Genomic DNA, 15,414 nt, shown 5'->3' with positions numbered 1-15,414 from the left:
TTCAGGAATCATCTGCAGCTCTAGTTATTTGTTAATTCGGCCTTTGGATTATATGATATCAGTGATTAGTTTCTGAGCCCATATCCATATCGCGTTTTAATTTATCCAAATCAACCAAAAAAAACATATATAATATATACTCGTGCCTACCAGAGTTGCACACAAAAAAACCGTACCTCCGCTGACCCGGGTATACCGGAATAGCAGTGTACGGCTTGTATTTTTAAATGTGGAGGTTCTAATTAAAACTACGGTTGGACACCCAAGAACCCTGCAATTTACGCAGCATAATAATTTGTCCAGTATGGTAAGAATCGTGTAAGATAAGGCTCATTACCTCTTCCCCTGGCGCATGACCCGAACCGCCCCAATCATACGCGCCTTCTTCCAACGCTTCAATGATTTCTCTAAGAGCAGCATGCACGTCCTTCAGGTCTGCAACGGCTTTCGCCCATGCTTCTTCTCCTTCAGCTGTTACAGTAAAGGTATCATCGTTGCTTTCAGCATCGGGTTGTTTGGGCAACCCTTTTAGCTTTCGCAGCAAACGCACCTTATAATAAGCTAGATGGTTAACCGTTTCCCAGATAGAATTGGCCGCCCCACCCTCTGGCTTCCAGAGAGCCTGTTTGCTATCCACACCTTCCAGCGCATCGCTAAGCGGCGGAGCCCAATCCTCGATATCCATGCAATAATCCCAATTTTGGAGCAAGACCTCACTGATTTTATTTTGCATGTTCAACCTCCTAAAAATTTGTGTAAACATAAACTTCATGGTGTAGCTTCAAAAAGAACTACTTCAAAGCGAACTAATATGTAACGACTTAAACCATAATATAGTGGTTACAAAAGAAATGTAGCATATTTCCAGATTGTATTCAAGTAACTAGCTAAACTTATTTTTAACTGTTACAATGATTTGTAATGAGCGTTGAATCGGAAAGGATGAACAGACCGTGTTGTGGGAGGATTTCATTAACAGCTACTGGCGGGATTGGCGAACAGGAGATAAGAATAAAGATCGGGACAGGCTCGATGAAGAAGAATGGGTTTTTAAATGGCTGAAGGAGTATTCTCTTTTAGAAACACAGATGCCGAACACGATAGAAATGGCGCAGCTTAAAAAGCTTCGCTCACTACTATGGAACTGGGTACAGGCTATTGTGCAAGGAAACTCGGTGTATGGAGAAATGCTTGAACAGCTCAATATCTATTTGGACAAGGGTCCTGTTACACGGCGAATTGTATGGAAAAGCGACGAGCAAGCGGAAATAAAGCTGTTGCCACTTCATAGCGGTTGGGAGCAGGTGCTGGCGGAGATTGCGGCGTCTTTTGCAGAGGCATTGCTTGAAAAAGAACCCACAAGATTCCGCATCTGCGAGAATCCCGATTGCCTCTGGGTCTATTATGATGAGACACGCAACCGCTCCAAGCGGTACTGCGATGACAAAGCTTGTGGCAACCTTATGAAGGTGCGGCGCTTCCGGGCGCGGAAGAAGGCTGAGTCTGAGGGGGAATAGAGTCTATAGGCTAATAGTTTATATTAAAACTCTTATACTTAATGTAAGCTTGTTCCGTGTAGGAAGAATAAACTTGAGGTTATTAGCGCAGTGTGAATTACGTACATTTTTCACTCTCTATGCATCCATTAGAGCCTATGGTTAAGCTGGTAGTGAGGGAGGCGTGATCCAACCCACTGTCAGATCCCCCTCGTGATAGCTTTCAATGATAATTCCTTTATCCATATTTATAATCCATGTATCAAATCCAACAGCAATAACATCATTGAAGTTATTTATAATATTATTTAAATTAGTTTCCACTACCGGAAGATTGATCTCATTCCACACAATAAAATAGTTATCACGCAATAAAATAGATTCTATGTCTTTCAATTCTTCCGGCGTCTTAAAGGATTTCTTTTGATCAATAGATTCCCAGTCAATCCGCGCCCACTGTGTGAAATTAACTATACTCTCCATCATAGATACAATCTCGGACGACTTTTCTAAACTATATATTCTTGTGTTGGGACCTAAAGCTTCGATACACTCACTGTAAAGAGAACCTAGTGGGTTTTCTATTTTCACTCTTTTTTTCAGTTGCTCCATACGTAATAGCCGTGCTTGTTTATCGCTCACTTTCTCACAACCTTTAACTCATCCTATTTTTTAGCGAAAAAAACCTGGCCTTCTCTAGATAGTTTTGTGCACGGAGCTTAATGAACTCGTAAAATAACTGCATTTCATACACTTATTCCGCATCCAAAGGGGATCATCAGGACTTTAATTGTATTCTGTACACTTAAAAACTATAAAATGTGCCCATAGAGTATTAAATCACAAAAATAGATGTACGAAATACAGTTATATTCTTTGGCGGGTTATTTGTGGGATTATAGTTGTACAAAATACAGTTAAAAGCTTCTGCACATCGCTCTCCTTGGCTCTTAATCCCCAACAACCCCAATATCCCTCCACCCGATCATGATCTCTTCAGCAATCTCATTCCCAATCTTCACTTCTTTTGTCGCAACAGATTGCCCACCCACTTTGTGGTAGAAATGAATCGCGGGATTTCCTGTTACCACCCAAGTCATGAATGAGCTATAATTTTTCTCCAATAAATTCTGTGCTACGCTTCTTATGAGTTGCCTTCCAAGACCCTTTCCTTGCTGTTCCTTAAGCAAATAGAGTGCATATAGCTCCGCATCATAGAGATCAGAGAGATCTGACCCTCTTCGCGCTCCTCCATTTGCAAAACCAATAATCGTCCCAGCCCCATCTTCGGCCACATACATAACCTCGTCTTTATTGGGGTTTTCAAAATTCCGAATCCAGAGCTTTCTTCTTACTTCCACTGTGATTTTATCGAGAAACTCGTCCGAAATTAGCCCTCTGTACGTGGTTCTCCAACTCGCAGCGTGGACAAAAGCGATCCCCTCTATATCACTAGCTGTTGCTTCTCTAATCTTCAATTTATTTCCCCCTCAGATTTCCGATAAAAGCTTCAGCTAGTCCAAGATTGACAGTACTTGCTTATGAATAGTAACTATTTAAGGATTCTCTAAAGACATTAATGGGCTCTTTATAATCAATAGGTTTATATATAATAGTGTTCAACCACTTATTCCTCTCAAGCAAGCTGAAATCACTTTGAGCTACCGAATTGTATAGTGTTATTTCATTCATTGTTCCAAGTACACTTTTATTATTTGTACGGGATATAGTGATTTCTCCGGCCTCTAGTAAATACTGATTTATGAGCTGCTTCTTAAAACCCTCCTGCAATAAATACTCCTTAAGTTCTATTCTGAACTTTTCAACCAATTTATCAGCTTGACCACTTCTTATTCCATCCAATAATATACATAACCGGCTTGCATCATGTACAAATAAAATATGTTTTTTTCTGAGTTGCATAATATTCACATGCCAACTAAAAAAGGAGGAGATGTCTTCTACTTCTACTGGAGCTACTTTCATATCTTTTAATAATTTCTGAGTATATCTTAGTACTAACATCGCTGACACGCTCCTTTGTCTTCACCCTGCCTATTAGTCTCAATAGTCCTTCTACCTCAATTTACCCTTGCAGTGCCTTTCGCACGCTTAATATATATTTCGCCTGATCAAGTGGGTTCACGCCCCGGCGGGTGCGCTCAGCAGATACGTCTGGTGGACATTCTTCATAGCCGGCAAAAAAAGAAGTAAACGTGCTGCGCCCCTTCGTGTAGGAGCTTAAGCTGACAGGATAATCGAGTGACGTTGCCAGCGGCAGACGTCCTTCGATAATCATCCGTTCGCCTTGCAGCACGGGAGGCTCGAACGTGCCGCGCATCTGCACGAGGTCGTTCATCACCCGGCCGCCATTCTCCTCAGGGACCACGATGCGAACCTGCAGAATCGGCTCCAGAAGCTTAGTGCCTACCCGAGCGAGTCCGTCCATAATTCCCATCGGAGTCGCCACAGCAAAATCCAGCGGATGGGTATGCCATACATGATGCTGTCCCTCGGTCAAGGTCACTTTAAGGTCGGTAACCTCCCAGCCATACAAACCCTGCTGCAAGGCTTCCGGTACACGACGTGCGGTTTCGCTCTGGTATTGCGGCAGCAGATCGGAACTCCGCACTATCGAATCATAGACTAAACCACTGCCCGGAGGTCCAGGCTCAATCTGAAAGCGTAGAATCGCCCAGCACGGTTTCGGCATCGTGTAAGCGATAAAACCTTCGCCGGCACGGGCTGGCGTTTCTTTATAAATGACAGAAGGCTGACCGAAGGTCACCTTCAGCGCATATCGCTCCTCCAGAACACTGTTCAGAATCTCCAGCTGAATCGGTCCCATTACTTTGATATGCAGCTCCCGCTCATCCTGCAGCCACTGTGCATCCAAAAGCGGATCTTCATCCGCCAGCTCCTGCAGCGCCCCGATAACTTTATGGTCATCCATATCTGGTTCCCAGAATACACGCACTGTTAGCAGCGGTACAGCCAGCTTCGCCTCCTCCGGAATGGCCCCCGGATGGCCGAGCACATCTCCGATGCGCACCCCGGAAAGACCATAGATAACAGCAATATCTCCCGCTTCAAGCGCTCCAACATCCTCGGTCCGACCACCTTCGACCTTGCGGATCTGGGTCACTTTTCCCTGAATATCCTGCGTATAATTCAACAGCGTATCGCGGTTACGGATCGTCCCTTCATAAAGGCGGACAAACGCCATCCGTCCCATACTTTTATCACGTTGAATATTGTATACGATGCCTGACACCGGACCCTCCACATTCCCACCAGCGCGCGGAAAATACTCAACCATCGCATCCAGCAAGGCAGTAATCCCAAGCCCCTTGGCGGCGACGCCATAAACCATCGGAAAAAAGCGACCTGATGAGGAGGCTGTTTTCATATATTTTTTCCATTCAGCCAAATCAATCGGACTACCAGACATATACTTCTCCAACAGCTCTTCGTCCCGTTCAGCTAAAGCCTCTAATAATTCTGTTCGCTTGTTAGCATCAGCTTCATTCTCCCATAAATCTCTTGCTCCTATGTACTCCTTCTCTTTGCCGATGGGTTGCTGAACTGGAATAATATCACTAGACAAATAATTTCGCGCCTCTGCCAGCACAGCTTCAGGGTCAGCACCTACACGATCCATTTTGTTCACAAAAATAAGTGTGGGGATTCCCAGCTTGCGCAGCGCGTTCCAGATCATCTCGCTTTGGGCCTGCACACCCTCCACGGCTGAAAGAACAAGCACCGCACAATCCATCACCCGCAAAGACCGCTCAACTTCGGACAGAAAATCGACGTGCCCCGGGGTATCGACCAGATTAATCTGCACACCTTTCCAAGCAAAAGAAGCCAATGCCGCCCGTACGGATATCCCCCGCTGCCGCTCCACATCCATAGAATCCGTCAATGCCGTCCCCGTATCTACGCTGCCAAGCGCTCGAATGCGACCGCTTTCATACAAAATATGCTCCGTTGTTGTTGTCTTCCCGGCGTCCACATGGGCAAATATCCCCACATTAATCCGTTCTGCTCCCTGCTGCTGAATCATCTATAGTTCCCCTATCATGAGCTAGATTTATCTAAATTTATATTATTTACATCCTTATGTTCCATAGTAATATATCCATCTACGTTGTTCCACCCTCCAGTTCAAATGGTTAGATTCAGCTATGCCGGGTATGTAATTACTAATATAAGAAATTTAACGCCGAGGAGGAAATTCATCATGACAGATAAACGTTTACAGGATAAAGTTGCAGTGGTTACAGGTGCTGGTTCCGGTATTGGAAAAGCTACAGCGATACGGTTTGCCCAACAGGGAGCTAAGGTATATATGCTTGACCGCACTCCCGAGGATTCCTATGAAACTAAACGTGAGATTGAATCTATTGGCGGTACAGCAACAGTAATTGAATGCGATGTCTCCAATCCAGGTCTGGTCGAAGAAAGTATTCGTAAGGTTGGGGAGGCGGCCGAGAAGATTGATATTGTTTTTGCCAATGCTGGCATTAATGGTACATGGTCTCCCATCGAAACACTAGAAATCGAAGATTGGAACCAGACACTGAATACCAACCTACGCAGCACCTTTTCCACAGTAAAATACGCCATCCCCCACATGAAAGAAAATGGCGGCAGCATCATTATCACCAGCTCCATTAACGGCAACCGAGTATTCTCGAACATTGGCGCTTCCGCTTACTCATCTTCCAAGGCAGGACAAGTTGCTTTTATGAAAATGGCTGCACTAGAGCTGGCGCAATACGGCATCCGTGTAAATGCCATCTGTCCTGGATCAATCGATACACAAATTGGAGATAATACGTATAAAAGCGATGATCTTCAAGAAGTGAAGATTCCTGTGGAATTTCCGGAAGGTAATCATCCGCTGGAAAATGCACCGGGTAAGCCTGAGCAGGTTGCCAATCTGGTATTATTTCTCGCATCGGATGAATCTTTTCATGTGACGGGAACTGAAATTTATGTAGATGGTGCCGAATCGCTACTGCGTGGATAATATTTTACTTGAACCGTTATAATATTTTAAATTCTATGCAACATTTTGGTCTAATCTACCATCTAAGAGTATGGAGGTGACGCAAATGAAAAAACCATTATTCATAAATAACGCTAAAAAAATGACTATAGCCTGCGGCATTTTGGCAGCGAGTGTGTCTTTTGGGGCATCCGCTTTTGCTTTTTCAGATTTGAAAGGTGATCCTGCGGAAGCAAAAATCAACTCTTTGCATAAAGAGGGGATTATAAACGGAGTAGAAAAAGATAAGTTTGCTCCTAAATCTAAAGTAAGCTTTGCGCAAGGGATACAATTCATCGTTGGGGGTCTGAATCTGACTCCGCAACCAGCGGCAGGTAGTAGTTCTTCCAAAGCCAGTGATTATTTTGATAAAGTGAACGACAAGGCCTGGTATGCTTCGGCTTTCCTGACTGCCAAGCAAAATGGCCTTTCACTCGACCGGACAGTGGATCCTAATGGAACTATCACCCGTGCTCAGTTCGCGCACTTATTGACGCAAGCGTTGCAAAGTAAAGGTAACTTCCCTGTTACGCTGATGTATGTAGACATTAAGGATGGCGATAAACTCTCTACGGAGGTTATAAATAGTCTCCAGATCCTGCTGAATACACATATTGCCACACTCGATAAGAACGGTAGTTTCCGGCCGAATGATGCTATTACCCGCTCTGAAGCAGCCGCTCTGATCTATGATGCAGCCGCTTTTGCTAAACGTGTAATTGTATCTAATGGCAGTCCCACTACTCCAACCTACGAAACAGAGGTTACGTTGACCAAAGCGGGTGAAGGCGTAAATAAAGCCACCCTTACCGTTAATAATCTACCTAACCCCGGGTATGGGCTGGTGATTGAGCGAATCGAATTTGGTAAAGACAATACAGCTGTGATTTACTTTAACGTGACTGCTCCTGAACCAGGGAAAATGTACGCGCAGGTGATCACAAAAGCATCTGTTGCCACTTATCTGCCAGATGGATACAAAGCTATCGCTCAACCTGTAACTGGCTCCGCCTTTTATTCGTCTAGCGCGGCACAATAATATAAATTGAACTTGAGGGTTTTAGAGTTAAGGGTCAGTCGCAGCTGCGGTGAATATTTGGACTTCCAGCTGCCGTTTATGACGGCTGAGATACGGAGAAGCTTATGCTTACGAAGATGGCTTTCCTGTGGAAAGCTATAGGGAGGGCATTATCACTCTTACAGTTCTAGAGTTCCCCTTCGCCTCTCTTCCTTTCCTCAGGTATCTAAGTTCATTTTTATAAGCAAATAAGGGATGCCTCAAAAGCCATCATAATGGTTGCTGAAGCATCCCTTATTTGTTGTTCCTTCTCCCTTTATCCCAACTCCAAACTCTGATTGATTAGGTAACGAATGCAGCCGCTATCGGACTACATAGTTGCTATTGTCTTAAAAAGTATCCAATATGGGCCTATTTCTAACGAATAGCAGCACTGGGCCCGAACTGTGCTCCAATCGCAATAAATTTACAAATAACGTCGCTGGGTTCGCAAGCTAACTCAGGCTCAGAAATGCTGATTACTTGGCAGTGATGATTATCAAACTACGAGCGATTAAGTCATTTTTGTGTGCATGAAGCTACTAGACGGGGATGAACATCAGACTTCGAGCGATTAGATCATATTTGTGTGCATGAAGCTACTTGATGGGGATGAACATCAAACTTCGAGCGATTAGGTCATTTTTGTGTGCATGAAGCTACTTGATGGGGATGAACATCAAACTTCCAGGGATTAGATCATTTTTGTGTGCAAGAGGCTACTTGACGGGGATGAACATCAAACTTCGAGCGATTAGATCATATTTGCACGGACGTAGCTTCTATCGGACCCAGATGACCTTATTCGCAGAAAAATGCCAATTTCACGATACTATCGGACTCCACCGTCGCTATTGGCACAAAAAGCACCATAGATATGCCTTTTTCTAATGAATAGCTGCACTGGAGTCCGAAACTATGCCCTAATCGCTAAAAACACGCGAATAGCGTCATCTAGGTCCGTAAGGCTCATCCTGTATCAACGAATATGAAAATCCGCTGAAGCAGGTACCCAAAAACAAGATACAGATCAGCGATGTTCCAATGTTTGCGGTATGCGAACGTAGCAGATGGTGTGCAACCGCTAGGTGCAACAGTTAGGTGTGTAGGAGTTAGGTATGCAGTAACTAGGTGTGCATCAGTTAGGTGTGCAGCAACTAGGTGTGCAACAGAAGGATTTGCAGCGGATGGGGTTGCAGTAGCTATCGGACCCAGATGACCTTATTCGCAGTATAATCGCACATTTGGACTACTAAAGGACTCCATCGTCGCTATTGGCACAAAAAGCACCATAGATATGCCTTTTTCTAATGAATAGCTGCACTGGAGTCCGAAACTATGCCCTAATCGCTAAAAACACGCGAATAGCGTCATCTGGGTCCGTAAGGATCAGCGTATACCAACGGACGTGAATAATTAGTTGAAGCAGGCAAACAGCGTCCATAATAGCATCATCTGGGTCCGTAAGCTAAGGCGTCCATAATAGCGTCATCTGGGTCGGTAAGCTAAGGCGTCCATAATAGCGTCATCTGAGTCCGTAAGCTAAGGCGTCCATTGATCATGAATAATGCCGACTAATGCATGGTCTTCTCCGATCTTTTCGAAGACTAGGCGCAGGCTGCGCCAATCCATACCCTCGACAGAAGGATCGATACCAGCAATATGATATTCAACGAAATCATATTGCTCCTTAGGATACACTTCGTTTAAGTTATTGATCGTCGTCCCTTGCCCAAGCCCCTTGTTCACAGCAATTTCGGCCTTCTGAATGAAGTCGGCATCATAAACAAACCGCTTGTAGTAATCTGCGAATGTCAGCTCGATTAAATCACCGGAGCCAGCAAATGTTCGCCAGACTCTTTTGGTAGAGTCATTCATTAATCCTTCTACTTCCTCCCGGGTGAATACAAGATCATTTTTTGTATCCACGTATGCATATGGAGAGAAACGTAGCCCTTTATCCCGATGTACCCATGCCGCTAATTGTTTCATATCCTTGTTTTTAATTGACCTTATAACCGTCGTCGCTGCTTCCTCAACTGATGGCGGTAATCCCTCTAGATCCTGCGGCTGCCCCGTACTTGATGTCTCAGTCTCCTGTGGTGATTCCGTAGTAACCGCTGACTGTGCAGTTGATGTCTGCTCTGGCGTCTGCTTTTCCGTCTGCACTGGTGTCTGCTCTTGTGTCTGCTCTTGTGTCTGCTCTTGTGTCTGCTCTTGTGTCTGCTCTTGTGTCTGCTCTTGTGTCTGCTCTTGTGTCTGCTTCGGCTCCGTCCCTGCTTCTGGCGTTCCGCTACATGCTGTAAGCCATAACATTGCTGCTATCAGCGCCAGCCCACCGATTTTTTTTGCGAAGTACATAATATTCCTCCTTAGCTTCGATCCTTCACTCTTTAGACTGATTTGAACAAATGAAGGTTGCAAGCTTATACTAAAACTATCAATCATACAACTCTTATGAGAGGGCGGGGTTACCATTCATTTAACAGAAAAACTTAAAAGCCTTCCCCTAACTCCCGGCGTTTATCTCATGAAGGATAATCTCGGTCATATTATATATGTTGGCAAGGCAAAACAGTTAAAACGGAGAGTCCAATCTTATTTTCAAAACTCAAAATCTCATTCCCCAAAGGTTAAGCAGCTTGTAAGGAATATTAAAGATCTGGAAATCATCCTTACGGATACCGAATTCGAAGCCTTTATGCTGGAATGCCAATTAATTAAAGAGATCAAACCCATGTACAATAAAAAAATGAAAAATCCGCAGGCTTATACCTATATCGTAATAGGAGCGAATGAAAAAATACGTTCGTTAGAGATTACGTATGATCCTGCGGTCAAAGAAGGCACTCAGGTTTTGGGTCCCTATACAAGCAGAAGCACGGTTGAACGGGCAGTACAAGGCATTAAAGAAAGCTCAAAAATCCTTTGCAGCAACCCTAGCTTTAAAAATTCCCTATGCCTAAACCATTCGCTTGGCCTATGCATTGGGATGTGTGCAGGCGGAGATGCCGCTGTTCAATATAATAAAATTATTGATCGGGTCATTGGCTTACTAAACGGCTCAGATTCCAGCATCCTCGAGGAAATGGAGCAGCGGATGGCAGTGGCCGCGGAGCACTATGACTTCGAAACCGCCGCCAAATACAGGGATTATATTGGAGCTGTCAGCTTCCTGATTCACAAAGAGAAGGTCATCGAATTCGCTCAAGAGAATCAGAATATTGCAGTTCTTGAGGCCATGAATGAACAGACGCTTAAACTCATTCTGCTCAAGGGCAACCGTATCCTGTCCCATACCAAGCTACAATATGATCAACCGGATATCACCCACCTGCAAGCGGCAATAAAGTCAGCGATTATGACCACTTTTCACAGTGAACCCAATCAGACCCCGGCAGCGATCGGCCGCCATGAAATTGACGAAGCACAAATAATATACAGCTATTTAAAAAGCAGCTCCTGCAGCTACATCATCATTCAAGAGGATTGGCTTGCAGCTGAGCAACGTTCCAATATGGAGGCTTCGGTAAATGAGCTGTTGCAGATTTTTTTAAATGCGGTTCCTTCTCATTCCTATAATTAAAAAGATTTCGTAACTGCGGTAAATGTTTGGACTTCCAGCTGATTATAGTAAACGGCGGCCTGCCTTTGCAGGCTTCGTTTTTCGGTTTTGCTTCTTCAACAATCTTTTATAGCGTTTCTGAGTGTAAAGCACCTCACCCGCCTCCATTACCGTTTCCTTCGCCTCATTAACAACCAGCTTAGTTTCCTCCACACATTCCTTCATACGATTGATCTCCGATTTGAATCCCTCAGATCTGTCCTTCGCCTGCTCCAACGTGATCTGAATGTTTCCCTTCATCTCATCTATAGGTTCTTTCAACCCCTCTACTGATTGCTTAACTCCGTCAAGGGATTGCTTCAGGCCATTCACACTATTTTTTAATTCTTTCAATGGATTTCCCACATCTATCTCCTCCTAGTAATAAGCCATTAGTTCAACTGTTACTCTAAACTTACCCAAAGAGTGCACGTCCTTCACTTCTATAATGACAAAAAGGGTTCCAGCTGAAAATAATCAACAAGAAGCCAGTCCCCAATAATGGAGACTGGCTTCTTGTTGTCGTTCTTTGAGGATCACTGCGATCTGTCTACTTTACGCTTCCCGCCTCAACACGCGGCGGACGCATCGTCAAGCTGACCCGGCCCTTCTTCAGGTCAACCCCCATCACCCAGACGGTAACATTGTCTCCTACGGAGACAACGTCCATCGGGTGCTTCACAAAGCTGCCGCTGAGCTGGGAAATATGCACCAGCCCATCGTTTTTGATGCCGATATCGACGAATGCGCCGAAATCGATAACATTGCGGACGGTTCCCTGCATTTCCATGCCAGGAACCAGGTCCTCGATCTTCAGCACATCAGTGCGGAAGATCGGCAACGGCAGCTCCTCGCGCGGATCGCGGCCCGGACGCTGCAAGCTCTCCAGGATGTCGCGCAGCGTAGGTACGCCGACATCCAGCTTCACAGCCAGCTCCTCGGCATTTTGCACCTCAAGCTGTGAGGCCACTTCTTTGCTGCCAAGCTTATTCACATCGAGGCTTAGCTCACGGAACAAACGATCCACCACCGGATAGGACTCGGGGTGAATAGGCGTGCGGTCCAAGGTGTTGTCTCCACCTGGAATCCGCAGGAAGCCGATACATTGCTCATAGGACTTGGCACCTAGACGAGGTACCTTTTGCAGCTGCTTCCGAGTCGTGAACTTGCCGTTCTCTTCCCGGAATTTAACGATATTCTTAGCAATTGTTCCATTAACTCCTGCCACATAAGAAAGCAAGGCAGGAGATGCCGTGTTCACATCCACGCCAACATGGTTTACCGCTGATTCCACGACGGCTTTAAGACTCTCCTCCAGATGCTTTTGGGAGACGTCATGCTGGTACTGTCCCACACCAATAGCTTTCGGATCGATTTTCACCAGCTCCGCCAGCGGGTCTTGCACACGACGGGCGATAGAAGCCGCGCTGCGCTCCGCTACATCCAGATCCGGGAATTCCTCCTGCGCCAGCTTGGAAGCCGAATAGACACTCGCTCCCGCTTCATTAACGATCAGGTACGCCAGCTCTGGATTGCCAATCTCGGCAATCACTTCTGCTGTAAACTGCTCCGTTTCACGCGAGCCTGTACCATTGCCGATTACGATGAGCTGAATGCCGTACTTAGCAATCAACTCTTTGAACTTAGCAGCAGCTTCGAGCTTCTTGTTGTTCGGCGGCGTCGGATAGGTCACAGCTACCTCTAGCAGCTTACCTGTATCGTCTACAACAGCCAGCTTACAGCCAGTACGGTATGCAGGGTCAACACCCAGCACACAACGTCCCTTTACTGGCGGTTGCAGCAGCAGGCTACGTAGATTGCCAGAGAAGATCGAAATCGCCTGGTTCTCCCCACGTTCGGTCATCTCTCCACGAACTTCACGCTCTACAGAAGGAGCAATCAAACGTTTGTAGGCATCCTCAGTCACTGCTTCCAGCAGTTCCTTCACCGGGGATGGCCCTTTAATGATCTTCCGTGCGATATAGGCATGAATTTTATCAGTGACGACCTCAATGCCTACCTTTAATATATTTTCACGCTCACCACGGTTAATTGCTAGGATGCGGTGAGGTGGCATTTTGTGTACAGGTTCACGGTAACTATAGTAATTTTCGTATACAGATTCTTGTTCTGCATCCTTTGCTTCAGACACAAGAATACCTTGACTTGCTGTATACTGGCGAACCCAAGAGCGGATCGCAGGATCATCTGCTATGTTCTCGGCAATGATATCCAGTGCGCCTTGCAGCGCTTGGTCTGCGCTCTCTACTCCCTTTTCCACATCAATATATTTCGATGCTTCAGTCTGTGGATCCCCTTGTCTTTGCTGCTCCAAGATCCAGTTAGCAAGCGGCTCAAGTCCTTTTTCCTTCGCAACACTAGCCCGCGTCTTACGCTTTTGCTTGAAGGGACGATACAAGTCCTCTACTTCCTGAAGCTTGACCGCATTGATAATTTGCTCATGAAGCTCCTTGGTCAGCTTGCCCTGCTCCTCAATATTGCGTATAACGTCTTTTTTACGTTCGCCTAGATTGCGAAGATAACCCAACCGTTCTTCAATATCACGAAGCGCATTCTCGTCCAGCTCACCCGTCATTTCCTTCCGATATCTGGCGATGAACGGAATGGTATTTCCCTCATCCAGCAGTCCTACCGTAGTGCGTACCTGTTTCAGACTAATGTTCAATTCCTTGGCAATCGCTACGGTTATCAATTCCTGCTCCCGCTGTGCGTTTGCCTCATCCGTAATGACTTCCGTATTGCTGTTATCTACCGCCATTAGTATCCCTCTTCCCGTACACAATCTGCTTATACATATCTTGATCTCATAATTAAAATAGTATCACAGATTCGGCTCTGCACCAAAGACCAGCCCGAATAGCGCGCTTTGTACTGAACCGCTGTGCGATAAAGCGAGGCATGGTAGAGTGGTCAGAGCCCGGATTCGGCGATTACGCCCGCTGTCCCATTCCCCGTTTTCCGGAACTCAGTGACAATACAAAACACAAAGCCAGAACGAGCGCGGCTGCCCCATATGGGAAGTTAATACTAAGATCAAACAAATACCCTGCGACGATAGGCCCAGCAATATTTCCGAGACTTGTATAAGCTGAGTTCATTCCCGCTACGAAACCTTGCTGCGATTCTCCGGCCATCTTGGAAAGCTGTGTGCCTACTGCTGGACGCAGAATATCCATTGCAAAGAACACAATAAAGGTAACCGTAATAATCGCCCAAAAGCCGCTTACAAACAAGGTCAGCAGAATAAACAATGATGAGACTATAAGACAAGTGGAGATCACCTTGTTCTCCCCGAATTTATTCAAGATCCAGCCAAACGCGGACACCTGCACCACCGCACCTGCAATAGAACCAAAGGTAATTACAAAAGCGATATCCTTAGGCGTAAAGCCAAATTTATGGTCCACGAACAATCCGAACACCGTTTCATAATTAGCCAGCCCAAAAGCCATAACAAATACAATAATTAAGCCGAAAAAATACGGTTCGCGATAAGAACGCATCAGCTGCGTCAAGAAGCTTTCCTGATTATTTTTTGATAACGTCGCTTCCTTACGTTTCTCTTCAGATAGAGACTCAGGCAAAATTAAAACTGTAATTAGAGCTGCAACTCCAGCTGCACCCGCTGCACAGAAAAAGGGTACCCGCATTCCAAGCTCAGCAAGATAACCTCCAATCCCAGGACCAATAATAAAGCCGGTGGTTATGGCTGCATTAATTAGCCCCATTCCTTTAGCTCTCTCTTCAAAAGAAGTCGTGTCCGCTACATAAGCCATAACTGCCGGCATAATTAAAGCAGCTCCTGCACCACCAAGCAATCTCGAAACGAACAAGAGCCAGGGTACATTGGCCAGACCAAAAATCAGCTCCGATATCGCAAACACGATCAAACCTGCTACAATCACCTTTTTTCTACCGATTCTGTCGGATAATCTGCCGGCAAATGGCGATATTAATAATTGGGCAAGCGAGAAGGAGGCGACCAAGAGCCCGACAGTACTTCCGCTGATCCCAAGCTCATTCATGTAGGTTGGCATTATTGGGACTACTAGCCCAATTCCAGTAAAAGCCAGAAAAATATTAAGCATAACAAGCAGCATAGCGCCTCTGTTTCTAAGTAACAATGACATTGTATTAACCCTCCGTGTGTTTAAAGCCAAAACTTCGAATATTATGCATGTTA

At 45.4% G+C, this 15,414-nt stretch carries 13 protein-coding genes; 4 read left to right on the top strand and 9 right to left on the bottom strand.

Translation table 11 applies throughout. The annotated features are described in order from the left end of the window. Positions 1-238: 238 nt before the first annotated feature. Entirely contained in the window at positions 239-733 is a 495-nt protein-coding gene (locus tag MHH50_RS05860) for a DinB family protein (protein WP_340034076.1), read from the bottom strand. A gap of 220 nt (positions 734-953) precedes the next feature. On the opposite strand from MHH50_RS05860, the gene MHH50_RS05855 reads away from it, so the two are divergent. Next, the gene (locus MHH50_RS05855) at positions 954-1,517 is read left to right on the top strand and encodes a CGNR zinc finger domain-containing protein (protein WP_340034075.1); all 564 of its coding nucleotides are present in this window, start codon (positions 954-956) and stop codon (positions 1,515-1,517) included. A 141-nt stretch (positions 1,518-1,658) separates the two neighbouring features. Here the strand turns inward: MHH50_RS05855 and MHH50_RS05850 are convergent, their stop codons facing one another. From MHH50_RS05850 to MHH50_RS05835, 4 genes are all read right to left on the bottom strand, one after another. Continuing rightward, positions 1,659-2,138, bottom strand: coding sequence for a hypothetical protein (locus tag MHH50_RS05850; RefSeq protein WP_076303353.1), 480 nt, complete (start codon positions 2,136-2,138; stop codon positions 1,659-1,661). A gap of 308 nt (positions 2,139-2,446) precedes the next feature. Then, a complete protein-coding gene (locus MHH50_RS05845; RefSeq protein WP_340034074.1) occupies positions 2,447-2,974 on the bottom strand; it encodes a GNAT family N-acetyltransferase in 528 nt (175 codons plus the stop codon). 61 nt (positions 2,975-3,035) lie between these two features. Continuing rightward, the gene (locus MHH50_RS05840) at positions 3,036-3,521 is read right to left on the bottom strand and encodes a hypothetical protein (RefSeq protein ID WP_076129525.1); all 486 of its coding nucleotides are present in this window, start codon (positions 3,519-3,521) and stop codon (positions 3,036-3,038) included. Between the two features lie 61 nt (positions 3,522-3,582). Then, positions 3,583-5,562, bottom strand: coding sequence for a TetM/TetW/TetO/TetS family tetracycline resistance ribosomal protection protein (locus MHH50_RS05835; RefSeq protein WP_076129526.1), 1,980 nt, complete (start codon positions 5,560-5,562; stop codon positions 3,583-3,585). A gap of 177 nt (positions 5,563-5,739) precedes the next feature. On the opposite strand from MHH50_RS05835, the gene MHH50_RS05830 reads away from it, so the two are divergent. Then, positions 5,740-6,531, top strand: a complete 792-nt coding sequence (locus MHH50_RS05830; protein ID WP_076280197.1) for an SDR family NAD(P)-dependent oxidoreductase — start codon at positions 5,740-5,742, stop codon at positions 6,529-6,531. A gap of 85 nt (positions 6,532-6,616) precedes the next feature. Next, positions 6,617-7,588: an S-layer homology domain-containing protein gene (locus MHH50_RS05825; RefSeq protein WP_076280196.1), complete on the top strand. Its 972-nt coding sequence runs from the start codon at positions 6,617-6,619 to the stop codon at positions 7,586-7,588. Between the two features lie 1,560 nt (positions 7,589-9,148). Here the strand turns inward: MHH50_RS05825 and MHH50_RS05820 are convergent. Further along, positions 9,149-9,967 carry a hypothetical protein gene (locus MHH50_RS05820; RefSeq protein ID WP_340034073.1) on the bottom strand — a complete coding sequence of 273 codons (819 nt, stop codon included), beginning with the start codon at positions 9,965-9,967 and terminating at the stop codon, positions 9,149-9,151. 169 nt (positions 9,968-10,136) lie between these two features. Between MHH50_RS05820 and MHH50_RS05815 the strand changes: the two genes are divergently transcribed. Further along, positions 10,137-11,192, top strand: a complete 1,056-nt coding sequence (locus MHH50_RS05815; RefSeq protein ID WP_076282045.1) for a GIY-YIG nuclease family protein — start codon at positions 10,137-10,139, stop codon at positions 11,190-11,192. Between the two features lie 42 nt (positions 11,193-11,234). Here the strand turns inward: MHH50_RS05815 and MHH50_RS05810 are convergent, their stop codons facing one another. From MHH50_RS05810 to MHH50_RS05800, 3 genes are all read right to left on the bottom strand, one after another. Then, the gene (locus MHH50_RS05810; RefSeq protein WP_076282046.1) at positions 11,235-11,576 is read right to left on the bottom strand and encodes a hypothetical protein; all 342 of its coding nucleotides are present in this window, start codon (positions 11,574-11,576) and stop codon (positions 11,235-11,237) included. Positions 11,577-11,760: 184 nt separating this feature from the next. Continuing rightward, the gene (locus MHH50_RS05805; RefSeq protein WP_076129532.1) at positions 11,761-13,989 is read right to left on the bottom strand and encodes a Tex family protein; all 2,229 of its coding nucleotides are present in this window, start codon (positions 13,987-13,989) and stop codon (positions 11,761-11,763) included. Between the two features lie 172 nt (positions 13,990-14,161). Next, positions 14,162-15,361 carry an MFS transporter gene (locus tag MHH50_RS05800; RefSeq protein ID WP_076100052.1) on the bottom strand — a complete coding sequence of 400 codons (1,200 nt, stop codon included), beginning with the start codon at positions 15,359-15,361 and terminating at the stop codon, positions 14,162-14,164. Positions 15,362-15,414 lie beyond the last annotated feature (53 nt).

The sequence above is a fragment of the Paenibacillus sp. FSL H3-0302 genome (assembly GCF_037982245.1).
Taxonomy (GTDB): Bacteria; Bacillota; Bacilli; order Paenibacillales; family Paenibacillaceae; genus Paenibacillus_AQ; species Paenibacillus_AQ odorifer.
Note: the sequence above shows the minus strand (reverse complement) of the source record. Positions and strands in the feature narration are given on the sequence as shown.